General features: G+C 62.3%; 19 protein-coding genes. 1 reads left to right on the forward strand and 18 read right to left on the reverse strand.

The annotated features are described in order from the left end of the window. Nucleotides 1-39: 39 nt before the first annotated feature. Entirely contained in the window at nucleotides 40-495 is a 456-nt protein-coding gene (locus tag FVW59_RS15500; RefSeq protein WP_187275924.1) for a DUF4124 domain-containing protein, read from the forward strand. 60 nt (nucleotides 496-555) lie between these two features. Here FVW59_RS15500 and FVW59_RS15505 read toward each other — a convergent pair whose 3' ends face one another. From FVW59_RS15505 to rluD, 18 genes are all read right to left on the reverse strand, one after another. After that, nucleotides 556-1,107: a GspH/FimT family pseudopilin gene (locus FVW59_RS15505; RefSeq protein ID WP_148065274.1), complete on the reverse strand. Its 552-nt coding sequence runs from the start codon at nucleotides 1,105-1,107 to the stop codon at nucleotides 556-558. Then, on the reverse strand, nucleotides 1,104-4,313 hold the full coding sequence (locus FVW59_RS15510; RefSeq protein WP_222711533.1) for a pilus assembly protein: 3,210 nt from the start codon (nucleotides 4,311-4,313) through the stop codon (nucleotides 1,104-1,106). The genes FVW59_RS15505 and FVW59_RS15510 overlap by 4 nt, the downstream gene beginning before the upstream one ends. Continuing rightward, nucleotides 4,298-4,741 (reverse strand): hypothetical protein, encoded by a 444-nt coding sequence (locus FVW59_RS15515; RefSeq protein WP_222711534.1) that lies wholly within the window; start codon nucleotides 4,739-4,741, stop codon nucleotides 4,298-4,300. The genes FVW59_RS15510 and FVW59_RS15515 overlap by 16 nt, the downstream gene beginning before the upstream one ends. Nucleotides 4,742-4,803: 62 nt before the next feature. Then, nucleotides 4,804-6,006 carry a PilW family protein gene (locus FVW59_RS15520; RefSeq protein ID WP_148065275.1) on the reverse strand — a complete coding sequence of 401 codons (1,203 nt, stop codon included), beginning with the start codon at nucleotides 6,004-6,006 and terminating at the stop codon, nucleotides 4,804-4,806. After that, nucleotides 6,006-6,578: a type IV pilus modification protein PilV gene (locus FVW59_RS15525; RefSeq protein WP_222711535.1), complete on the reverse strand. Its 573-nt coding sequence runs from the start codon at nucleotides 6,576-6,578 to the stop codon at nucleotides 6,006-6,008. The genes FVW59_RS15520 and FVW59_RS15525 overlap by 1 nt, the downstream gene beginning before the upstream one ends. 5 nt (nucleotides 6,579-6,583) lie before the next feature. After that, nucleotides 6,584-6,982, reverse strand: a complete 399-nt coding sequence (locus FVW59_RS15530; RefSeq protein WP_148065277.1) for a type IV pilin protein — start codon at nucleotides 6,980-6,982, stop codon at nucleotides 6,584-6,586. Nucleotides 6,983-7,249: 267 nt separating this feature from the next. Then, nucleotides 7,250-9,835: an ATP-dependent chaperone ClpB gene (gene clpB, locus FVW59_RS15535; protein WP_148065278.1), complete on the reverse strand. Its 2,586-nt coding sequence runs from the start codon at nucleotides 9,833-9,835 to the stop codon at nucleotides 7,250-7,252. Nucleotides 9,836-10,114: 279 nt separating this feature from the next. Then, nucleotides 10,115-10,603, reverse strand: coding sequence for an IS3 family transposase (locus FVW59_RS19845; protein WP_425468408.1), 489 nt, complete (start codon nucleotides 10,601-10,603; stop codon nucleotides 10,115-10,117). Next, nucleotides 10,594-10,932, reverse strand: coding sequence for an IS3 family transposase (locus FVW59_RS19850; RefSeq protein ID WP_425468409.1), 339 nt, complete (start codon nucleotides 10,930-10,932; stop codon nucleotides 10,594-10,596). The genes FVW59_RS19845 and FVW59_RS19850 overlap by 10 nt, the downstream gene beginning before the upstream one ends. Nucleotides 10,933-11,167: 235 nt before the next feature. After that, a complete protein-coding gene (locus FVW59_RS15545; RefSeq protein WP_148065279.1) occupies nucleotides 11,168-12,391 on the reverse strand; it encodes a cyanophycinase in 1,224 nt (407 codons plus the stop codon). 9 nt (nucleotides 12,392-12,400) lie between these two features. Beyond that, the gene (locus FVW59_RS15550) at nucleotides 12,401-15,184 is read right to left on the reverse strand and encodes a TonB-dependent receptor (protein WP_148065280.1); all 2,784 of its coding nucleotides are present in this window, start codon (nucleotides 15,182-15,184) and stop codon (nucleotides 12,401-12,403) included. 24 nt (nucleotides 15,185-15,208) lie between these two features. Next, entirely contained in the window at nucleotides 15,209-16,372 is a 1,164-nt protein-coding gene (locus tag FVW59_RS15555; RefSeq protein ID WP_148065281.1) for an amidohydrolase family protein, read from the reverse strand. An 8-nt stretch (nucleotides 16,373-16,380) separates the two neighbouring features. After that, the gene (yfcC, locus tag FVW59_RS15560; RefSeq protein WP_246139757.1) at nucleotides 16,381-17,832 is read right to left on the reverse strand and encodes a putative basic amino acid antiporter YfcC; all 1,452 of its coding nucleotides are present in this window, start codon (nucleotides 17,830-17,832) and stop codon (nucleotides 16,381-16,383) included. Continuing rightward, the gene (locus tag FVW59_RS15565) at nucleotides 17,822-18,694 is read right to left on the reverse strand and encodes a MurR/RpiR family transcriptional regulator (RefSeq protein WP_187275925.1); all 873 of its coding nucleotides are present in this window, start codon (nucleotides 18,692-18,694) and stop codon (nucleotides 17,822-17,824) included. Before FVW59_RS15565 ends, yfcC begins: the two co-directional genes overlap by 11 nt. Nucleotides 18,695-19,096: 402 nt before the next feature. Further along, entirely contained in the window at nucleotides 19,097-19,666 is a 570-nt protein-coding gene (locus FVW59_RS15570; RefSeq protein ID WP_148065284.1) for a hypothetical protein, read from the reverse strand. 83 nt (nucleotides 19,667-19,749) lie between these two features. Continuing rightward, nucleotides 19,750-20,814, reverse strand: a complete 1,065-nt coding sequence (locus FVW59_RS15575; protein ID WP_148065285.1) for a PLP-dependent cysteine synthase family protein — start codon at nucleotides 20,812-20,814, stop codon at nucleotides 19,750-19,752. 83 nt (nucleotides 20,815-20,897) lie between these two features. Further along, nucleotides 20,898-21,659 carry a peptidoglycan editing factor PgeF gene (gene pgeF, locus FVW59_RS15580; protein WP_148065286.1) on the reverse strand — a complete coding sequence of 254 codons (762 nt, stop codon included), beginning with the start codon at nucleotides 21,657-21,659 and terminating at the stop codon, nucleotides 20,898-20,900. Nucleotide 21,660: 1 nt separating this feature from the next. Further along, a complete protein-coding gene (gene rluD / locus FVW59_RS15585; RefSeq protein WP_148065287.1) occupies nucleotides 21,661-22,635 on the reverse strand; it encodes a 23S rRNA pseudouridine(1911/1915/1917) synthase RluD in 975 nt (324 codons plus the stop codon). Nucleotides 22,636-22,659: the final 24 nt, after the last annotated feature.

The raw sequence follows: 22,659 nt of genomic DNA on the forward strand, positions 1-22,659 counted from the left end.
TACGGGCAAAACAGCCAGCGAAAAGGCAACAATATGGGCGTGAAATCCACCGTTTGCGGGGCGCTGGGGGTGGCAACGGTCGTCGTCTCCCTCATCGGGGTACAGGCAACCGCCGGCACCACCTACTACCGCTGGCAGGACGAGCGAGGCAACCTCGTACACAGCGACCGGCCACCGCCACAGGGCGTGGACTATGAAGTCATCTCCACCGGCAGCCAGTTCAAACGGGACGTTACGGCAGAAGAAGGCGCGGTGCCCCGGGATTTAAAGCCCAGCGTCGACAACCGTTTTGAAAAAAAGGCCGTCAGAACGGAAGAACAGATCAAGAAAAACCCTGAAATCTGCGAACGCGCCCGCGAAAACCTCACCACGCTGGAAACCTGGGACGACGTGAACGTGAAGGATGACCAGGGCGATATCCGCCCGCTCACCGACGCAGAAAAGAAGCAGCGCACCGAAGAAGCCAGGCGCCAGATAGCCCTGCACTGCGAGTAGCAGGGCCCTGTTCCCCTAGAGAAACGCCGGACAGCGCATCTCCACTATCCGCCTGGGCCATCACGGGCAAGTGGATGCGGTAACGCTCTCGACCGCTGACCGCCCCGTGGCGGTGACCCGCACAATACGGGCCTCGGCGCTCACTGCGGGAGCTTGCTGGCAAACCTTGATCGCGGCGGCGGTGCTGGCAATTCCGGAGGGCTGGAATACCAGATCTATAACCGCACTATTGGGATCGATTATCCGATAGTCGGCTGGAATCGCCTGCTGCTGGTGGACCACCCGGTCGTTGGGATCGAGCACGATCCACCCCTGCCCCCAATCGCCGCTGGCGGCGCAGCTGCTGCCATTCGCCGTGGCGCACAGGCGAACCTGTGCATTGCGTTTGATCGCTTCGCCCCGCGCCAGAATTGCGCTGGACCGTAGCTCGTTGGCATAGCGCTTGAGCGCGGATACCGACTTCGCTGACTGAAAAGCAGGAGCCGCCAGAACCAGTAATACCGCCAGAATGACAAGGACGATCATCAGCTCTACCAGGGTAAAACCTTTGACCTGCCCGCCGCCGGACACCGGACCGGACCACCCAGCCCCCCCGAAACGGAAGCTGATCACGGCTGAATTTTCCAGTAGACCCGCCCTTTTGGCTGAACCCAGTTGGCGCCAACGTTGATCTGCTTGCTGCCGATGGCCGACTCCTCACCCCCGCAGCCGATACAGAAAGGGACAATCGTGCCATCATCCAGGATAACCCGCCCCGCCACCGGGGACGGCACCAGTCCGCCGCCGACAATATTGATTTTTTCTCCCTCGCCGGTTTGCAGGTCGACGTTGTAAGTCGTCGCGATACCCAGGTCCGCTTCACAGGAACCGGCATCCGGTGGTTTCGGAATATGCGTGCTGAAAGCAACACTGCCGGCCAGGGTCAATGCCGAGGAAACCACCTGTTCTGTGGGGTCCAGTGCCATCCTCCAGCCGAAATTGCTGAGCGTTTCACCACTGGGCAAGCCACTCGCAACCGTAACACTGGTAAGCCGATCCAGGCAGATGAGGTTTGCAGAACAGGTGCCGTTGTCGGTGAGCCACCCCGCCTCAGTGGGGTTGTCAACCAGAGCAAAAGCGTAATTGCTCACCGCAGCGGCGGCACCGTAATTCAGCACCGGCTTCTCACGGTCACCCGAGCCGATCAGGATAAATAACTTGCCGTCGCCGCCTTCCAACTGCACAACATCCGGGCCGAAAAGAAACTTGCGGCGTGCGGGACAGGGGGAGGTACTATCACAGCCCAGGGCAGCAATCTTCGTTATCAGCCAGTCGGCCGGAGCGGCACTGCCAACCTCTGAAGGTGCGCCGTCAACCAGCGGACCCGATATACGGTAAACATTGCCGCCGGTATCTGCCGCATAGGCAAACTTGATCCTGTTGTCGCCCTCCGCAACCGGGACAACTGTTACAGCACCAGGCACAGCGTAATCTGTGGAAAACTCGCGCAGTACCGCGCCACTGGCGCCGTCCATCACATAGATGCTATTGCCCTTGTCAGCGTTCGTGCAGGAAGAGTTCTGTGGATTGGGATTGCCGTTGTTGTCGTAGTCATCACAGGTATCGTAGCCGCCTCCCATAAGAATGACGGGTACGAGGGAAGGATCGGCCTCTCCATCATCGTATCCGGAGATGTAGGTCAGCGACGGCGGCGACCAGGTCTGCCCGATATTCTCCCAGTCCGAATGGGTGCAGGCATTACTGGTTTCCAGGTTCTCTTCACAACCGACCCGCCACAGCAAACTGGGTGAACCGATACTGGTAACATCGAAGGCATACACAGAGCGGCCACCGCGGCGCAGGGTGGCATACAGGAACTTTTTGTTCTCGCCACCGAAGGTGCCGTCAAAGGCCACCACCGAGCCGTCCATGCCGTAGTCCTTGAGGGTTCCCTGGGGGCCCGCCGGGGTACTGGTGGCCGGAAATTTTATGACCGGGTCATTGCTGCGCAGCCGGCCAAACTCACCGTTTCCAAACTCCATCGGCTTGAAGGCCCAGTGTTCCGCCCCCGCCGGAATCGCGCCACTGGCGGTGCTGCGATTGCCGTTGATCGCACGCAGAATGCCGTCATTGGCGCCGTAGAACACAACCACATTGGGGCTGGCATCAGTGCCGTAGTTAAGGGCCACTGGCCGCGAGTGAATCACATCGCCGTGCAGCGATGCGCGCATTGTCGTTGCGCGCTGATCCTCGTTGTCGACATCCTGGCCAACGGACCAGTTTGTCAGGGCATCGCCATTGTCTGCGTCTGCAGTGCCGTGAACGGCGAGCGCGCCTGCCGCATTCGCACAGTTAACACCTTGTGCCGCATCGCAGGAGTAGATCGTCCGCACCGAACTGTCCAGGCGCATCATATAGGCCTGGCCGCCCTTCTCTACCACCGGCCCGTCCGGCGAGTTCGATTGCGGAACCCCGGTTTGGCACTCACCACGCGGTACCAGAGGCGAAGCCCAGTAGCCGTCGGCGGTGAGCGGGGTCCAGTAACTGCGCGCACACTCCGTAATAAACCCGGTCTGGCTGTTGATCGCCTCTTCACCGTCGCCGCGAGCATCAAGCAACTTAAGGGCTTCGTTGGCCCCGCTGCCAACCAGCCCCAGGCGATACTGTTTCAGGTTGCCGTACCAACGGGGCTTGGCACCGGCGTCCGGGCGGAACATGCCGATGAACACCTGGTTGAGAAACGTACTCTGGGTGGTGGTACTGGCCGGCAGTGCAACGGAAGCGAACACCGAGTTGGTCGCCTGGATTTCAGAAAAAATCTCGTTCAGGGCGATGACGATCTCTTCACCGTTATTCGCTGACGAGTCAACACGAAAATACTTGCCGGCACTCTGTCTCGCCATACTTTCCAGCAGGTCGCTATTGCCCATGCCGTTGTTGTGGCCGCCGGGGCGGGGAGTCGGGTCGACATCGACTGTATAGATGGTCACACCCAGGTTGGTGCGCAGAAAGCGGGCCCATTCATCGGCGTAGTTGTCCTGGTGGGCACTGTACTGGAGCTGTATCTGCGTCGTGTCCCCACCTGCCGCAGACAGTTCACTACCGGCAGCGGAATTGCGCGAGTTGTTGTCTTTGGTGACGTTCCCGCTGGAAACGTTGTTGCCAATATAAATGATGAAGGTGTCGGCACAACTACCATCGGCCAGGGGGCTATTGTACCTGGTGGCATTCGATCCGGAGAGGGCGTTGCCTGCCAGTGCATGCACCGCATCGTGGGCAGCGGTGCCGCTGGTATTGCCGGCGTAGTCGCGGTTTGAGTTGTTACTGCTTTTGACCTTCGATCCGTCAACACTCTCCATGCCCTTCAGGTAGCGATAGGCTTCAGAGATATTCCGGGCCAGCGTTCGCGCGTTGGCACGGTCACCAGACTGATCCAGGCTGCCAACCAACGCTGAGTAGAGTGGCCGGTTGGTGGCATTCATGGGCCGAATGGCCGCCCGGATCTGGCCAACCGCCGGATCGCCAAATGTCATCAGCCCGACATTGAACTTGTCGAGTGGCAGACCGTTGAAGGTCGTTACCAGCGCCGCCTTTTCATTGTTGAAGGCTGTGTTCCAGTTCGCCGTATTATCGAGCAGGATCAGCACATTGGGCAGATTGTCCGACTCTTCCGCAGGGTTTCCCAGGAACAGGTCTATATCCTCAGCCCACCCGTATGACGTCCAGGCCACCATCAGCGCCAGGCAGATTGCATACAACGTTTCGTTCATTTTCATCTTGCTTATCCTTGGCGAGCACTGCTCACCATGCGGAATGGACCTACCTACACATCCGGGCACCGTGCGTTTTTCTGCACACTGTCAAGCAATACACGCACACCCTGAACTACCCGCACGCTTGCACCCGATCGCGGTTCCGTCGCTGTAGCCTGTAACTCCCAAATGGTGTTCCAGGCGCTCGACGCCGTCATGCTGGGTAGTGTCACACTGAAAGACAGGCTGGAACTGGCCTGCTCAGCCCTGACACAAACAGGGGTAGCTAGGTCCACCAGATAGTCGCCGCTGACGCCATCGTTGTTGATATCCACCGGTTCACCGGCCAGCGGGGCGGGCGCGGCAGTAAAGTCCGCACCGAGCCTGCGTTCAATGACCAGATTGGCGGCGGCAATGGCTTCTTCGCGGCTCTGCACATTGGCTACCGAACGCAGGTTGATCGTGCTGATCGAAAAGGCGGTAGACACCATCAGGCCGATGAGAATCAGCATCACCAGGCATATCAATATGGTGATTGCACCGCGCTGCCCGCCGGGCGACTGGAAAGGTATACCGGTCACGGAGCTGCCAACGGCGTCTCGCGCCGCCCCGATACATTGTGCAAGCGATAGGTGGAGCTGAATACATGCCGTTTATAGGCATCGTCCAGCGCGGCGGCAGCGATCGTCAACCCGCCCAGGTTATAGTCCTTGCTGTCACTGTAGCCGGGGGACTCTGTGTTCGCCCGTGCCAACAGGTGCACACGCAGACTTACGGTGTTAATCAGCTGGCCAACCGTGCAGCCGGCGCCGCAGTGGACATAGGTATCCGGCACTCCATCACCTCGATTGGTTGGGGTGACACGCTCAACGGGATCTTCCCAATTGACACCACTATTGTAAGTATAGTCCGAACCATACTGGACAACGCCGGTGGAGACTGAACGCTGGATATCCAGGCCGAGTTCAACACGAAAGCGCTCAATTCCCTCTACCAGAACCTGCGGCGACTGCTGGGCAAGTACACCGCCGCCATCCAGGTCAAACTCAGAGCGCACCAATGAAGGGATGCCGTCACCCGGTGTCATCGCGTAATCACGTACATAGTAAACATGCTGAACGAAGCGGTATATCGGAGCAATCGTACCGCCGCCTGCGGCGTTGCAATCCCGTTCACGCAGAGTATAGGGCCCCGTAGAAAAGACATAGGGACTGCCCGCTTCCAGTTCGAGCAGGCAGTTGGAGATTTGCAGGTAGAGCCGGCCCGCCACCTGTGCCGCACAGTTCACCGCGCCCGCAGCGCAGGTTTCAGCGTGGCGCACCACCAGGACATCGGTATTGGCCACTTTATTGGCGACGACCGCACCACAGGACCCCGGTGTTCCGCTGTGCACCTGGATCGGTATGGCCAGCAGTCCGTTTCTGTAGTCGGCTGACCAGGGAGTCGTGTAAGCCAGGCAGGGATCAGGTACAGCGGACGGCACACCAACGGGCGCATTCGACTCGCTGAAGTCATCAAAGTCGGGGATGTACCCTCCCAGGTAGCCCGCATGAATGACATCCTCTCCCACGAACTGCATGGCGAAGCGCGCATTCTCGATCTGGCTGCTGGTTTTAACCAGTTCCCGATTCGTTCGTGACATGCCGGCATACAACTCGGTCAAAGCGAGAATGATAATCATGCTGATCAGGCTGGCAATCATCAGCTCAACAAGGCTCAAGCCCTTCTGCAACTGTGATTGGGAGACCCGCGGATTTGCATTGGCCAGGGAGGCGTTCATCAAATGCTCTCGAGGTCCGCCATCCGGACAATGGTAGTTACATAGCGACGACAGCGGTCGTCTACACAACCGGTGGATGCGTCGTTGTACTGGCCGGCGGCGCAGGCCACCCCGGCGGGGGGCGCGTTAAGCGGTGTCAGCCCCTGCCACGTTACCGTGATCATATACTCGCGCACACCCGGTCCGACCGTTTCCTGGACGCAACCCCGACCGCCGATCATCGCGCCCACATCGGTGCCGGAACGGCTTTCAGCAGCGCCCTGAAGTGCGCGGCACCAGGCGATGTGGTCTTCCTCCTGCACCGTTGTAGCCGGCAGATCCGCACAAATGATCCCCACCCCGAGAGGGGCGGCCGTGACATAGCTGGCGGCATCATTTCGATTGGCCCCCATGCGGCTGGCCAGATCGTTGAGCAGGATCAAAGCCTGGGTACGCTGATAGGACTCCACCTCCGACTCATGCAGACGGGACTGCACCTGCATCAAACCCAATACACCGACGACGACCAGAACCAGCGCCACCAGAAGCTCGATCATCATTGCGCCGCCCTGCCCGGGCCACGATCTGCTCACTGTCGCTACCATTTGTCAGCGGGAGTTTTGACTCCCGCGCTATTCAGCGTAAGGCTTCCATCCACCGCCTGGCCGCCCACTGGCGTAAAGGTGATTGTGAAACTCGGCGCCGCGCCGGCTCCAAGGGTGATGCTGTAGTTGTAATGCTGGTCGACATCCGCCGGGAGTGCGTAACCAGAAGCTTCCAGCGTAGCCTTGTCGGCATAGGCGCGGTCCGACAGCAAAAACTGCTGCTGAAGGTTCGCGATTTCCATCATCTGGCCCTGCGCATCGACGCGGTGACCACGAATGACCTGGTTACGAAAACTCGGGAGCGCGACAGCCAACAGGATCGCCACGATGACCACGACGATCATCACTTCAATCAGTGTAAAACCCCTGTGCCGAACGTCTCGTGTTCTCATGACACCTTTCCAGACTCCCCTGTTTCACCATGGCTCCATTGCGGAGAACGGTATATCAAGTCCACGCTGAACCACCAGCCCGGATCTTATTGTCTTTTTTCGCAATTCTTGCTGATTCGGTGTCGAAATCAAGTGTTATCCGGACAAAACGTCCGATAGTTGAGCTGCCTCGCACTATTCAGCACAAAGCCCCTGGAGAAGTTGTCACGGCCCTGTCTTTCCGGACTATCCGTCAGGATCAGGGCCGATGCAAAGGCCTGTAACTGTTCAGCCGGGATTCCGCGCCTCGAACCGGGCATGACCATCACGATAGTCCGCCTGTATGATCTGGCCGATACCGAACTCCCCCGCCAGAATCTGCTGGGCCAGTGGGTTCTCGAGCTCCTGCTGAATGGCCCGTTTCAGCGGACGCGCGCCATACACCGGATCGAACCCGGCCTCGCAGAGGTGCTCCAGAAAGGCCTCGGTGATGTCCAGCCCCAGCTCCCGTTCTTTCAGGCGCTTGCGCAGGCCCGCCAGCTGGATGTCGGCAATGCCGCGTATCTGGCTGCGCAGCAGCGGATGGAACACCACGGTCTCGTCCACACGGTTGATGAACTCGGGCCGGAAGTGCTGGCCGACCACGCCCATGACGGCGGCTTTCATCCTGTCGTAGTTCTCCTCGCCGGCCATTTCCTGGATCAGGTCGGAGCCGAGGTTGGAGGTCATCACGATCACCGTGTTGCGGAAGTCCACCGTGCGACCCTGGCCATCGGTCAGGCGGCCGTCTTCCAGCACCTGCAGCAGGATGTTGAACACGTCCGGGTGGGCCTTTTCCACCTCGTCCAGCAACAGCAGTGAATAGGGGCGACGGCGCACGGCCTCGGTCAGGTAGCCGCCCTCTTCATAGCCGACATAGCCGGGGGGCGCGCCGATCAGGCGGGCCACGGAGTGCTTTTCCATGAACTCCGACATGTCCACCCGCACCATGGCCTGCTCGGAATCGAACAGGAACTCGGCCAGGGCCTTGCACAACTCGGTTTTACCCACGCCGGTCGGCCCGAGGAACAGAAAGGAACCGTTGGGCCGGTTCGGGTCCGACAGGCCGGCGCGGGAACGGCGCACGGCGTTGGACACCGCCACCACCGCCTCGTCCTGCCCGACCACGCGGGCGTGCAGGGCATCTTCCATGCGCAGCAGCTTCTCGCGGTCGCCCTCCAGCATTTTCGACACGGGGATACCGGTCCAGCGCGATACGACCTCCGCCACTTCCTCGTCGGTGACTTTGTTGCGCAGCAGGGTGTGCTCGCTGGTTTCCGCCGCCTGGGCGGCCGCGAGCTGCTTTTCCAGCGCGGGAATACGGCCGTACTGCAACTCCGACATACGGGTCAGGTCACCGGCACGGCGCGCGGTTTCCATGTCCAGCTTGACCTGTTCCAGCTCGCTCTTGATATGGGCAGCGCCCTGCAGCGAGGCCTTCTCGGCCTTCCAGATCTCCTCCAGGTCGGAGAATTCCCGTTCCACCTTCTCGATCTCCGCGTTGAGCTGGTCCAGCTGTTTGCGGGAGGCCGGGTCCTTGTCCTTCTTCACCGCCTCGCGCTCGATCTTGAGCTGGATCAGGCGGCGCTCCAGACGGTCCATGGACTCGGGCTTGGAGTCGATTTCCATGCGAATGCGGCTGGCCGCCTCGTCCACCAGGTCGATGGCCTTGTCCGGCAGCTGACGGTCGGTAATGTAGCGCTGGGACAGCTTGGCGGCGGCGATGATAGCGCTGTCGGTAATGTCCACACCGTGGTGCACCTCGTAGCGCTCCTTCAGGCCGCGCAGAATGGCGATGGTGTCCTCCTCGTTGGGCTCGTCCACCAAGACCTTCTGGAAGCGGCGCTCCAGGGCGGCGTCTTTCTCCAGGTGCTGGCGGTATTCGTCCAGGGTCGTGGCGCCCACGCAGTGCAATTCGCCACGCGCCAGGGCGGGCTTGAGCATATTGCCGGCATCCATAGAGCCCTCGGCCTTGCCGGCGCCGACCATGGTGTGCAGTTCGTCGATGAACAGAATGATGCGGCCCTCCTGCTTGGAGAGCTCATTGAGGACCGCCTTCAGGCGCTCCTCGAAGTCGCCGCGGAACTTGGCGCCGGCCAGCAGCGCACCGAGATCCAGGGACAGAATACGCTTGTTTTTCAGGCCTTCAGGCACTTCGCCGTTCACCACGCGCTGGGCAAGCCCTTCGATGATGGCGGTTTTACCCACCCCGGGCTCGCCGATCAGTACCGGGTTGTTCTTGGTGCGGCGCTGCAGCACCTGGATGGTGCGGCGGATCTCGTCGTCGCGGCCGATCACCGGGTCCAGCTTGCCCTGTTCCGCGCGCTCGGTGAGGTCGATGGTGTACTTGTCCAGGGCCTGGCGGGACTCCTCTGCCTCGGGGCTGTTCACGGCTTCACCGCCGCGTACCTCATCGATGGCAGCCTTCAGTTTGGCCTCGGTCACACCGGATGCCTTCAGTGCCTCGGCGGCGCTTTTCCCGCTGTCCAGCAGGGCCAGCAGCACCAGCTCGCTGGAGATATAGGCGTCGCCATTCTTCTGAGCCTGCTTGTCGGCCAGGTTGAGCACCCGGCCGAGGTCGTTGGAGATATGCATGTCGCCGCCGCTGCCGCTCACAGTGGGCAGGGCTTCGAGGCCGGCGCTGACTTTATTGGCAAGCCCCGGCAGGTCGGCGCCGGCTTTTTGCAGCAGCGGACGGGCGGACCCGCCCTGTTGCTGCAGCAGGGCCGCCAGCAGGTGGATCGGTTCGATGAAATTGTGGTCTTTGCCCAGCGCCAGGGACTGGGCGTCGGCCAGGGCGCTCTGCAGCTGGTTGGTCAGTTTGTCCATTCTCATAACAGGATTCTCCTTGAACTCCCGCGTTCGGATGCAGGTAGTTGCAATATCACTGTCGGAGTTATGGGGGTAAATAACCCTGATTCAAGCGGGGTTATATTCCTATTTAGTATCTAATCCTGCCATTTTAGGCATCAACTGAATGTAGTTAATACCTAAATCATGCCCACTCTATACGCAGTGCTGCCAGGAACCGCTTCACAGGCCTACTCTGAAGCGCTTGACCAAAGCCTGAACCTCGAACAGAACGGTGTTGGCACCGCATGGAGCTCCCAGGATTTAGTGGAAACCGACGTTAGGTTGCTTGGCTGCAGCTTCAAATTCATCCGGGCTGACGCCTCCAAGATGCTGATGTCTACGAGTCCGATTGTAGAACGCGTCGATGTAATCTGATACATCCTCGATCGCCAGCTGGCGGCTCTTGTAGATTCGCTTTTTGATTCGTTCCTTCTTCAGGCTGCTGAAGAAGGACTCTGCAACAGCGTCCCAGCAGTTGCCGCAGCGGCTCATGCTAGGTTCAAGCTTGTTCGATCGACAGAATCTGCGCCAGTCGTCACTGCCATACTGCGAACCCTGGTCGGAGTTAATGATGGTCCGATTTGGCTTTCGGTGGCGAACCGCCATCATGATCGCATCCAAGACCAGGTCGCGATGAATCGTATTGTGCGCAGCCCAGCCGATGACCCTCCTAGAGAAAAGATCCAAGACAATGGCTACGTAGAGCCAGCCCTCCCAAGTGCGGATATAAGTGATGCCTGTCACCCATATCCTGTCGGGCTACGACACATAAAATTTTCGCTTGGCCAAATTCGGAATGAGTTCCGCGGATTTACCGGCACGTATCGACGCGTGCGAAAACCCGCCTGCGCTCGCATACCATTTTCCCGCATAAGTCTGGCAACACGATGCTTACTGCAGGTTTCTCCGGCTTCCCTGAGGTCCAGGAACACGCGTGGGGCACCGTACACGCCCTGGCTGGCTTTAAACGACGCTCGGACCAATCTCAGCAAGCGAGCATCCTCCTTGGCTCGGTCTGACTTGGGATTTTTGAGCCATGCGTAGTAGCCGCTCGGAGCCACCTCAAGTAGGCAGCACATCTTCCTGACTACGTGCTTACTTTGGCAGGCCTTGATGAATTCGTACTTACGGCGAACTTCGCTGGGTTCCTTCTTTCTGTACACAATGCACCTCGGGCTCGTTGGCCAATCGAGTTATAGTGTCCACAGAATCTTGGCAACTCCATTTCTCGGTTGTTTTGAGACATGAACAACCGCAGTGAATGCCAGTTGACACCCTCGCATTGGCTCCCGGAAGCCACCAACAGCGTTGGTGTCAATGCCGCTGCCTCACTATCGAGAAGTCAACGCCTTCAACTGCATAGGTCTGCAGGCCGCGATGCCAGTAGGCCTGGCTGCCGGCTGCCTGGCGGAAGCGATATACCAGATGCTGACCACTACCATCGGTGCTGTGACGCTGCAGTTCAAGGGTACTGCTGTTGTCCAGCAGGTCGTAGCCCAGGGCCTGTTCCAGGCGGGGATTGGCCAGCGCCATCCCTCCCCCGCCAGGCGGCAGGTAACCATAATAGGGATCCGCCGTGGTCGGGGCACCCAGGTCGCCTGCCAGGGCATGGCTCTCCAGGTTCAGCTCGACGCCCGTGTGGGCCACCCCCAGCACCAACCCGTCGGCCACTTCGTCACCGCTCTCAGTAAACCGCGCGGCACTGGCATCCAGCAGGGTCACCGCACCGCTACCGGCCACGGTGGCCCACTCGCGGTCTAGGTCAACGATCAGGGCCGTATCCTCGTCGATGCCGTAGGCGCGTTTGCTATCGCTGGCCTGCATCGCCCGCACCAGACGGCCGAGACGGGCTTTGCGATCAAAATGCTGGTCAATCAGGCCAAAAGGGAAAAACCCGAGCCCGCGGGCCATACTCAGGCGGCCGCTGTCCTGTTCCTCGATCGCCGTGTAGTGCTCCGCCAGGGGTTGGGTCAGGGCCCGGAAGCTGTCGCCACCGGTGATCATATCCGCGCTCATGATGGCGGCGCCGGCACTGCTGCCGCCAATCACTGCGCCAGCTGCCAGGCGCTGGCGCAGTAGCTTCAGCAGCGGCGACTCCAGGCTCTGCTCATCCCGCAACAGGCTCACAATCCGCATCTGGTCGCCGCCGGTGAACCAGATGCCCGCGGCATCGCGGACGCCGGCAACCAGCGCCTGCTGCCAGGCATTGCGCTGCCACTGGCTTTCGTCCACATCACCGGTACTGCTGTCGTCTAGCATCGCCAGCGGAAATACATGCAACCGCTCTGGCGCCACGCCATGGGTCTGTAGCGTTGCCAGCAGGGCCGCAGAGGCGCGGGCGGGCTGGCCACTGGCAGCGGGGATCACCAGTACCGGCCCGGTCGGTAACAGGCGCTCGACAAAGGCCGCGTACACTGCGCGATTGTCATCGCGCAGGGCGCCACCCACGATCACCAGGCTGCCGCCGGCGGCCTGTACCCCTGTCGCTGGCCAGGCCAGGCCGGCCGCCAGCACCAGCGCCGCTATCAAGCGAGACATAGACACTCCTTACAGGCGATAGGTATAGCGCAGGGTCAGGAAGCGCCCCATGCTGTCGTGGTTGATGTAGTCGACATTGGAGGAAGTCCCCAGCACCCGTGGCGGATCGCGGTCGAAGACATTGCGCGCGGAGAGCTGCAGGGAGCTGTGCTCGGAGATATCCCAGCCGAGATTGAGATCCCACACGGTCCAGGAATCGACATCGACTTTGGCATCGGCCGGCAGGCCAATGGCCTCGAGCGTGCGAATGGCCGGGTCGTCCTCGTAGCCCGAGGTGTAGCGGAAACCGAGGCTCGCGCGCCAGTCACCCCAACTGTAGCGGGCCTTGCCGTTGGCCAGCAGTTCCGGGTACAGGTACTCGCCCGCCTCGTCGATCACCGGCGAGGCATCGGAGGCCTGGCGCTCGTACTCCATCAGGTAGGTGACATCCGCCAGCAGCGCCAGGGTGCCCGGGCCGACATCCAGGTACTGGGTGTAGGCCAGATCGATACCGCTGACGTCCTCGTAACCGAGATTGGTGAGCTGGAAGTGGGCGTCGGTGACGAAGCCGCCGGCCGCCTCGACACCGGGAACGCCGGTGGGCAACTCGCCCTCGCCGACTACCGGAAACTCGCCGGCCAGAGCGCGGCGGATGAAGTCGTCCTCGTCGATACCAATGACGTTTTCGTAGCTGATACTCCAGTAATCGAGGGTGATATCGATATCCTGTGACGGAGAAAACACCAGGCCCAGCCCCCAGGTATCGGCCTCTTCCGGTTTCAGGTCATCGTTGGACACATCCTCGGACAGCAGGGATTCGCCGTCGGTGTCGCTGATACCGTCACAGGCCTCGGGCGTTGCCATGCAGTCCACGGTGTAGGAGCTGAGCAGGGTCCCGGCGCCCACCTGCGCCAGCGAGGGCGCGCGGAAGGAGGTGGAGTAGTTGGTGCGCAGGATCAGGCTGTCCAGCGGCTGGTAACGCAGCGACACCTTGGGATTGAAATCGCCGCCAAAACTGTCGTAATCGTCATAGCGCCCCGCCAGTTGCAGGTCGAGGTTGTCAGCCAGCGGCACATAGAACTCGGCGAACAGGGCCCACTGGTCGCGCTCGGCATTCGCGCTGGTGGAACTGAAGCCAAGAACCGGCTCGGGATTGAAGGTGGAAGCCACGGCAACGCCGGAGGGTGTGTCACGAACCTCTTCATGCCGCCACTCGCCGCCGAAGGCCACCTTGACGGTACGGCCATTGAACTCGAACAGATCGCCGGAAACCACCGCATCGAGGGCGTACAGTTCGGACTCACCCTCGCGGCGGGCGGTAGTCCGTATCGCCTCGTCGATGCCTTCCGCCTGGCTGGTCTGGCCACCGAAGGGGTTGTACCAGAGGGTGGACTTGCCGAGGTCTTCACAGGTTTCGCCCACGAAGTCCGCATCGGGCCGCGCCGGGTTTACGTCCCAGCGCTCCACCCGGGAACCGTCACTGCACAGGTTGCCGAGATTGGCATCGTAGAACGCGCGGGAGATTACCAGGCCGCTGATGCCCTTCTGCTCCGATTCATTGCGACCGTAGGTCAGGGCGGATTCCAGCTGCCAGCCTGAATTGAAGGTGTAGTCGATTCCCGAGACGATGCGCATGGTCTCGGACTGCACATTCACCGCGCGCGGCTCGGGCAGTTTGCCCCAGGCATAGATGGGATAACCGTAGAAGTCCTCGAACGAGTCCAGCCCGGCATCGGCCACGATATCTTCCTGCAGGGCCGCCGGCCAAAGGGGGCTTTCCGGGTCGATCGGCGTGCGCGAGAAGTTGGCCGGCGAGCTGGTGCCGTTGGAGTCCGTTTTCTGGTAAATCACTTCATTGAACCAGCGAAAGCGCTCACTGGGAGTGAACTGGTAACTGGCATAACCGCCGAGGCTGTCGTATTCATCCAGCACCGAGGTGAAGCGATTGGTGTTGACCTCGCAGAATTCACCGAGGTTACCGAAGCCAAAATCTTCCGCCGCACAACCGCCGTCCCCCGGCTCCTCTGTCTGGTCGAAGGACATGGCGAAGTTGTCATAGAAGGATGGATAGATCCCCTGCTGACTCGGTCGCAGCGAATCGCGGCTGACCTTGCGGTCGCGCTGGAAGGTGGCCGAGCGTTCGTAGTAATCCAGCACCCCCATCACGTGGTGAACCTCATTGCCGGCCCCCGCCAGCAGGTTGAGGTTGCTGCGACCGTCGTCGGTATCGGCCCAGGAATCACCATAGGAGCCCGATACCTCGAAGCCCTCGAAATCGCTGCGCAGCACGTAGTTGATCACCCCGGCCACCGCGTCGGCGCCGTAGGTAGCAGAGGCGCCGTTGGGCAGGATCTCGATACGCTCGATGGCGGCGGGCGGGATGGAGTTGATGTCGATGAAGGAAGCCTGGCCGTTGGCGAAGGAGCTCACCGTGGCCCGGCGCCCGTTGATCAGGGTCAAGGTGGACCCGGTGCCCAACCCCCGCAGCGACACCGCAGACGACCCTACGGGCGTATCGCTGGACAGCGCGCCAGCCGTCGAGGTGCTGAAGGTCCCCGCCCCGCCGCCCGTGACGGTCAGATCCTGCATCAGCTCGCCAATGCTCTCGGCCCCGGATTCGAGGATGTCGTCGCGGCTCAGCTGAACCGCCTGCACTGCGCCCTTGAGATCGAGGCCCTTGATGTGGGTTCCGGTCACCAGGACCTCCTCCACGACTTCCCGCTCCTGGGCCGCGGCAGTATTGCAAAGGGAGGCGATGGCCAGGCTGCAGGCCGTGGCGATAGCGGTCCTGTGGAGCGACTGTGGCTTCTTCATGGTGTTCTCCATTCGGTCTTGGTCTTAGAAAGTTGAAATCCGGGGGCAGTGACAGTGACCATCACGCAACAGCCAGCGCCCGCGGCAGCTCACGGCCTCGAGCTGCCCGGCGGCGGGGTCATACAGCAGCAAATCGGCATCGGCTCCGGGAGCGATACGGCCCTTGCCGGCGAGGCCCAGGGCAGCAGAAGGGTTGGCGGTCAGTGCGCCCAGCACCGCCTCAAAGTGTTCGCCCCGCGCTGCAGCTTCCGCCAGTAATTGCAACAGCACCCCGGGGCCCGCCTGTTGCAGGCCTCGCAGTTCACCGTCGACATAGAGCGGCAGAGAGCCGCCGGCGTCGGAAGAAACGGTGAGACGGTCCGGGGGGACGCCGCAGGCCACTGCCTCAAGCAGGGCGTCGAGTGCGGGCACTTCCCCCTCGGCAATAAACTCCGGCGTGGTGGACACCGTGAAATCGATCCAGGCGCCATCCAGGGCAAGGGCCTGGGCCTCTTCGAATAGCGCCCGCGAACGATTGGCATGGGTGGGAAGAAAGCTGTCGCGGGGCAGATCGGCGCTGGCCAGGGCCTCCCGCAGCAGGGCCAGGCGCTGCTCGCCACCGCCCACATGCACCAGCACCGTACCGCGCTTGCCCGCCAGGGTCGCACCGAGCTGCACATCGGCGGCCAGGCGTACCAGCTCCGCCGCGCTGGGATGGCTGCCGCGGTGATCGGCAATCGCCACCTCGCCCACTCCCAACACCGGTTCGACCAGCACCAGGTCGCGCGCCACATCGCCGGTCAGGGTGACCGGGGGCACACGGTAGGCGCCGCTGTACATGTAGGCCCCAAGCCCCCTGGCGCGCAGCGCCATGATAGCCCCGTAAAGCACCTCCGGGCTGCGGCAAAGCGAATCAGTACCCAGGGCACCCACGGCGGTGGTCACCCCCGCGCGCAGCAAGTCTTCGGCGGAGAGTTCCGCCGTGCGATTACCAAACCCCCCTTCACCGCCACCGCCACAGGGGTGGGTCAGCAGGTCGACAAAACCGGGGAGCAGCCACAGGCCGCGGGCATCGATTTCCTCGACGCCAGTGCCGGACAGGGACAGGTCCTGACCCACCGCGGCGATGCGCCCGTCCGCCACCAGTACATCCTGCACACCCAGAGCCCGGGGCGAGTGCACCTCGGCGTTGCGTATCAGCGTTAACATGATTTCTCCTACTGGTATCCGATCAGCACTGCGACCACGACAAACACACTGGCCAGCAGCCACAACCCCAGGAACAAGCCGGCACTGGCGCGCAACCAGAGCGCCCAGTCGAGCCGCGCGGCGCCGAGGCTTGCCATCAGGCCGGCGGAGGTGGGCACCACCAGATTGCTGAGGCCGTCTCCCAACTGAAAAGCGAGCACGCTGACCTGGCGGCTGACGCCGACCAGGTCGCCCAGCGGCGCCATCAGGGGCATGGTCAGCGCCGCCTGGCCGGAGCCGGAGCTGACAAAGAAATTGAACACACTCTGGCCAAGCAGCATCAGCCAGGCAGCGGCCGTCGCCGGCAGGCCGTCCAGCGCCTGGGTGGCGTGGAACAGCAGGGTGTTCAGCAGGCTTGGCTGCTGCGGGTCATCGCCGCCCATCAGGTAAACAATGCCGCGGGCAAAGCCCACCACGAGCGCGGCGGGCAGAAGGTCGCTGGCGCCCCGCCTGAAGGCGGCCATGGCGCTGTTACCACTCATGCCATTCAGACCAAAGACAACACCGAGCACGGCCGCAACCGCGCCCAGCACCACAAACTGGGTGGCGATTTCAGGCAGGTAGTAACCGGCCCGGGCCACACCCCAGATCAACCAGGCCAGGGTGGCCGCCAGCGCCAGCAATACCAGCCTGTCACCCCAGCCCAGCCCGGGTAGCGGCGCGCTGACGCCCGCCTCCGGCACGACCGCACGCCGCTCCCGGCGTGCCAGGCGCAACACCCAGACCAGGCTCAGCAGGGTAAACACAGCCCACATCACCAGCCGCAGTGACAGCCCCGACAGCAGGGGCAGGCCGGCAATGCCCTGGGCGATGGCGAGACTGAAGGGGTTCATCCAGGAAGTGGCAAAGCCGACCTGGGTGGCGAGATAGGTCACCATCACCACCGTGCTGGCGCTGTAACCCAGACGCTGCAGTACCGGCATCAGGACCAGTACAAAGGGGGCCACCTCCTCGCCCATACCGAATACCGCTCCGGACAGGGAAAACATCAGAAACAGGACCGCCAGCAGGATTCGACCGTCCCCGCGCGCCAGCCCCGTCATCGCACCAATGCCGCGATCCACCGCACCGGTGGCAGTGACAATACCGAAGGCGCCGCCCGTAAGCAGGATGAAGGCCATGATGCCGACGGCGCCGCCACTGCGGCTACCGGACACCAGGCCCTCGTAAAGCGCGTTGAACAGGCCCCGCTGTCCGTCAGCGGCGAACAGGGCCAGGGGCTGGCCGGCCACGGTTCGGAAACTGTCCGGGTCGACCCGGGGCGCCGCGTCAGCTGCTCCCTCAACCAGTAGAAACACACCCGGCTCCACCACAAAGCCGAGCCCGAACACCAGCAACGCAATGCCGGCCAGGATCAGGTAGGTGTCGGGCAGCCAGCGCTGTGCACCGCCGGCCGCCACAGCGGGGACCTCAGTCGACAAGGCTGCTATCCCCTTCAAGTATCTGGTTGATGCGGGAGATGGCCTCCAGCGCCTCCTCCCGGTGGTGGGCGCCAATGGCCATGACCAGGGCATTCAGCACAACATCGATTGCCGCCGTGGTACTGGTAAACGTCATGCCCTGGCAGGACACCGTCAACGCATGATCCACCAGCGAAACAGCCGGAGCGGTGGCGCGATCGGTCACCACCACCGTTGTGGCACCGCGCTCCCGTGCTTCGCGCAGCACTTCGAGGGTTTCCCGGGAATACGGCGGCAGCGAGAAGGCGAGCACCGCGTCACCCGGCCGCAGGGCTACCAGCTGCTCCCGCGGCGAGGTGTAGCGCGTGGTCAGGCTGTTGACACGCAACCCGTGCTCGGTGAACAGGTAGGCGGCCAGGTCGGCGAGGTGGGCCGAGATACCCAACCCGAAGGTGAACAGGTGGTCGGCGCCGGCGAGCTGCTGCGCCACCGCCTCAAACTCACTCCCGTCGACACTGGCCAGCGTCGCCTCGATATTGTGCTGGGCCAGTCGCGCTACCGCCGCCAGCGGCGCCTGGGTTGCGGCGGAGGCTGTCGTGCGGCGACCGCTGCCACGCTCTTCCCGCAGCGCCTCAACCAGAGCCATCTTCAGGCCCGCATAGCCCTTGTAGCCGATGCGCTGGGCAAAGCGAACCACCGTTGCCTCGGATGCCCCGGTGCGCTCGGACACTTCCAGAATCGACAGAAAGGGCGCCTCCTCGAGATGCGCCAGCAGATAGTCCGCAATCACCCGCTGCTGGGGTGACAGGGAGGCGCCGTGCTCGACGATGCGCCCTCGCAGGCCGGAAACGGCCGCCTCGACTGTAGTTGCCTGTTTTTTCATCATTGCTCCAACTTAATTGCAAGTTTAGTTTCAGTCAATATATTTAATGAAAGTTTTCATTCATTGGCGCGAAACTGAATTCATCGCTTACAGACAGGGTATTCCTGCACCCACCATTCACCGCCTGAGTAGGGTGACACCAGGCTGGATATCGGTCTGAAGAAACCGACGACACAGGGAGGGCAGGCAGAGTACGAAGCGACCAACTCCACGCGGGGGCGCGAAGGCAGTCAACTTGTCGGGAACCGTCACACGGGAATTTCAGATTCAGAGCGTTTGAACAGCGCGATTGACGCGGTCAATGGGCTGTGTCGAGATGAGGGGGAATGCAGTTGTCGGTGTCCTCAACCTGGCCGGAAACCGCGCCTTGATAGAAGGCCCCGCGCACCTCCGGCGCCGGCCTCACTGCGATTTACTGATATCGATCAAGTGCTTCCAGGGAAACTTTATCAACACATCCCTGCGCTCCTGCGGCGACCGGTCGCCGTCGATCAGGCGGTAGGACGCTATCAGGGTGGAGGCCTCTCCCGCACCGTCCGGCGGACCGTCGATACCGGTGATAACCAGGATGGATGTCGTGTCGCGGTCGTGGAAGATGTAGGTCAGCTCCCCGGGGTACTGCAGCTTTTCGCTGTAGCTCAAGCCGCCCTCGGCAAAGCCGGCGTTGAAATCCAGTTGCTCCGGAGGCAGCTGCGCCGGGTCGAACATCTCTTTCACCATGAATTTGAACAGAAAGCGCAGGGCCCGCCGGCCCCCGCCCAATGCGGTGTACTCGCACTGGCTGTAGAACACGGGAATATGCTCATTGGATGCTACCGGCTTCACCTCGCGCAGCAGGGTGTTGCTGGCCACGTCCTCGGTGAGGTAGCCGCAGGCATCGGGCACTGTCTCCAGGCGGGAGGGCAAACCCGCGAAGGCCGGGGCGGGTAGTTGCAGGCATACAAACAGTATTATCAGTCGCAGGTAAGCCACTCAGAATCTCCCTTCACCGTGTCACTTAACCATAGGTGCCCGCCAGCGAGAGGTCCAGCTGCAGTCACCGCAGCTACTGCTCCTCAGAGCGGCGCCAGCAACCCCGTTGTGTAGAAATCGTCCAGTTGCCGCTGGTAGGGCGCAATTTCAAACCCGTTGTCTGCGAGCCACTGCGGGTTGTAGTAAGTATTCAGGTAGCGCTCTCCGGAATCGCAGATCATGGATACCACGCTGGCCTTGCGACCCTCGGCATTCAGGCGGGAGATGAGCTGGAAGGCCGCGTAGAGATTGGTGCCGGTCGATCCGCCGCAGCGACGGTTGAGCAGCTTCTCCAGAAAGTGGATGGTGGCGTAGGAGGCGGCGTCCGGCACCTTGATCATCTCGTCGATAACCGAGGCGACGAAGGAGGGCTCCACCCGGGGCCGGCCGATCCCCTCGATGCGGGACCCCTGCTGCGACACCAGCGAACGGTCGCCGCTGTGGAAGTAGTCAAAGAACACCGAGTGCTCCGGGTCGGCCACGCACAGCCGGGTGGGGTGGCATTTGTAGCGGATAAAGCGACCGATCGTCGCCGAGGTGCCGCCGGTCCCCGCGCCGACCACGATCCACGCAGGGACCGGCAGGGGTTCCAGCGCCATCTGCGCATAGATGGACTCCGCAATATTGTTGTTCCCCCGCCAGTCAGTGGCCCGTTCAGCGTAGGTGAACTGGTCCATGTAATGGCCACCCAGTTCATCGGCCAGCCGTGCGGATTCCGCATAGATGTCCTTCGCCTCGACCAGGTGGCACTGGCCATTGTAGAAGGTGATCTTGTCGATCTTTTCCTGGGAGGTGCCGCGGGGAATCACGGCAATGAATGGCAGGCCGAGCAACTGGGCGAAGTAGGCTTCGGAGATGGCCGTACTGCCGGAGGAGGCCTCGATGATCGGCGTGTCCTCCTGAATCAGGCCGTTGCAGAGCCCGTACAGGAACAGGGAGCGGGCCAGCCGGTGCTTGAGACTGCCGGTGGGGTGGGTCGATTCGTCCTTCAGATAGAGCGATACGTGCTCGACGGCGGGCAGTTCCACCTTGAGCAAATGCGTATCGGAGGAGCGCTGGATATCCGCCTCGATAATGGCGATGGCGCGATTGATCCATGGTTTGCTCATGGGTGTGTCCCCGGTCTTCGCCCTTGTCGATGCGGGCATTGTCGCAGACACCGCGCCCTCAGGCAGGATTTTTCAACAGCCGCTCAGGTAGCGAAGCAAATTACCGACGCCATGCGCCCGGTCTGCCCGTCCCGGCGATAGGAAAAGAAACGCTCTTCGTCACTGAAGGTACACAGGCCGCCACCGTAGACCGCGCTCACCCCCGCGGAGGCAAGGCGCAGCCGTGCCAGCTGGAAGATATCCGCCAGGAAGCGGCCGGGCCGGGATGACGGGGTAAAGCAGCTGGCCACGTCCTCACCGCGAACTGATACCGCACTATGACGCGAAGCCGCGCTTTGACAAAACGCTTCGCGCACCTCCGGGCCGACTTCAAAGGCGGCGGGGCCGATAGCGGGACCGAGCCAGGCCAGCAGCTCGTCGGGGTCACAGGGCATGGCGGCCACGGTGGCTTCGAGCACGCCGGCCTGCAGGCCGCGCCAGCCGGCGTGGGCGGCGGCAACACAGGTGGCATCGCGATCACAGAACAGAACCGGCAGGCAGTCGGCGGTGAGTACGGTGCAGGCGATGCCGGGCTCGGTACTGACCGCGGCGTCTGCCTCGGGAATACCGTCCCCACGCGCGGCTACAACGGCGGTGCCGTGCACCTGGTTGAGCCACTGCAAATCGCAACCCTCTGGCAGGTGCTGCCGTAACTGCTGCCGGTTGGCGGCGACATGCATGGGATCGTCGCCGACGTGATGCCCCAGGTTCAGGCCCTGGCAGGGGGGCCGGGAATGGCCACCGGCCCGGGTGGTACTGAAAGCAATCACGCCGCCCGGGGCGGGCCAGTCGGCGGGGATGATCATCTCAGTAGTCCCGCTTCGCGATGGGCGGATCGTCTTCGGCCAGCACGGTGAGCAGGTCCTCGATGTCACGCGGCAGCGGGCACTCAAAGTGCATGGGCTCGCCTGTTGCGGGGTGCTCGAGCCCCAGGGCCTCGGCGTGCAGGGCCTGGCGGGGGAAGCCGCGCAGTGTTTCGATCAGCCGCTGGGAGGCCCCCTTGGGGATGCGCGGGCGGCCGCCGTAAGTGGGGTCGCCGATCAGCGGGTATTTGCGGTGGGCCATGTGCACACGAATCTGGTGGGTGCGGCCGGTCTCCAGGGTAACGGCGATACGGGTGTGGTGACCGAAGCGCTTGGCGATACGGTAGTGGGTGACCGCGGGTTTACCGCCCACCGACAACACCGCCATTTTCTTGCGCGAGCGCGGATGGCGGCCCATGGGCGCATCGATAGTGCCGCCGCCGGTCATGGCGCCGATGCACACTGCGCAGTACTGGCGTTTGACGGTGCGGGCCTGCAGCTGGTCCACCAGGTCGTGGTGGGCCTGCAGGGTTTTGGCGGCCACCATCAGGCCGGAGGTTTCCATGTCCAGGCGGTGCACGATTCCGCCGCGCGGCAACTGCGCCATGCCCGGGGCGTGATTCAACAGGGCGTTGACCAGGGTGCCATCAGCGTGGCCGGCAGCCGGGTGCACCACCAATCCGGCGGGCTTGTTCAGCACCAGCATACTGTCGTCTTCGTAGACGATATCGAGGTCGATGGCCTGGGGCTGCCAGCTCACTTCGTCCTCAAGCTCCGCGTCCAGCGTGAGTTGACCGCCTTCGCGCACCTTGTCCCGGGGGCGGCAACTGACGCCGTCCAACAGCAATTCGCCGCGTTTGATCCAGCTCTGCAGACGGGAGCGGGAGAAATCGGGGAAGAGTTGTGCGGCGGCGGCATCGAGTCGCTCGCCGTCAAGTTCGGCCGGAATGGTGGCCTGTTCGCGGATGGTGTCCGCCATCTGTATACCTGCTGTGCTGTTGGC

The sequence above is a fragment of the Parahaliea aestuarii genome (assembly GCF_008064635.1).
Taxonomy (GTDB): Bacteria; Pseudomonadota; Gammaproteobacteria; order Pseudomonadales; family Halieaceae; genus Parahaliea; species Parahaliea aestuarii.

Bases quoted from the DNA above. Each gene is read 5' to 3' on its own strand.
- FVW59_RS15555 (WP_148065281.1), bottom strand. From the start codon at position 16,372: ATGTTAACGCTGATACGCAACGCCGAGGTGCACTCGCCCCGGGCTCTG.
- FVW59_RS15565 (WP_187275925.1), bottom strand. From the start codon at position 18,694: ATGAAAAAACAGGCAACTACAGTCGAGGCGGCCGTTTCCGGCCTGCGA.
- FVW59_RS15520 (WP_148065275.1), bottom strand. From the start codon at position 6,006: ATGAACGCCTCCCTGGCCAATGCAAATCCGCGGGTCTCCCAATCACAG.
- FVW59_RS15550 (WP_148065280.1), bottom strand. From the start codon at position 15,184: ATGAAGAAGCCACAGTCGCTCCACAGGACCGCTATCGCCACGGCCTGC.
- pgeF (WP_148065286.1), bottom strand. From the start codon at position 21,659: ATGATCATCCCCGCCGACTGGCCCGCCCCGGGCGGCGTGATTGCTTTC.
- clpB (WP_148065278.1), bottom strand. From the start codon at position 9,835: ATGAGAATGGACAAACTGACCAACCAGCTGCAGAGCGCCCTGGCCGAC.
- FVW59_RS19850 (WP_425468409.1), bottom strand. From the start codon at position 10,932: ATGTGCTGCCTACTTGAGGTGGCTCCGAGCGGCTACTACGCATGGCTC.
- FVW59_RS15530 (WP_148065277.1), bottom strand. From the start codon at position 6,982: ATGAGAACACGAGACGTTCGGCACAGGGGTTTTACACTGATTGAAGTG.
- FVW59_RS15575 (WP_148065285.1), bottom strand. From the start codon at position 20,814: ATGAGCAAACCATGGATCAATCGCGCCATCGCCATTATCGAGGCGGAT.
- FVW59_RS15545 (WP_148065279.1), bottom strand. From the start codon at position 12,391: ATGTCTCGCTTGATAGCGGCGCTGGTGCTGGCGGCCGGCCTGGCCTGG.
- rluD (WP_148065287.1), bottom strand. From the start codon at position 22,635: ATGGCGGACACCATCCGCGAACAGGCCACCATTCCGGCCGAACTTGAC.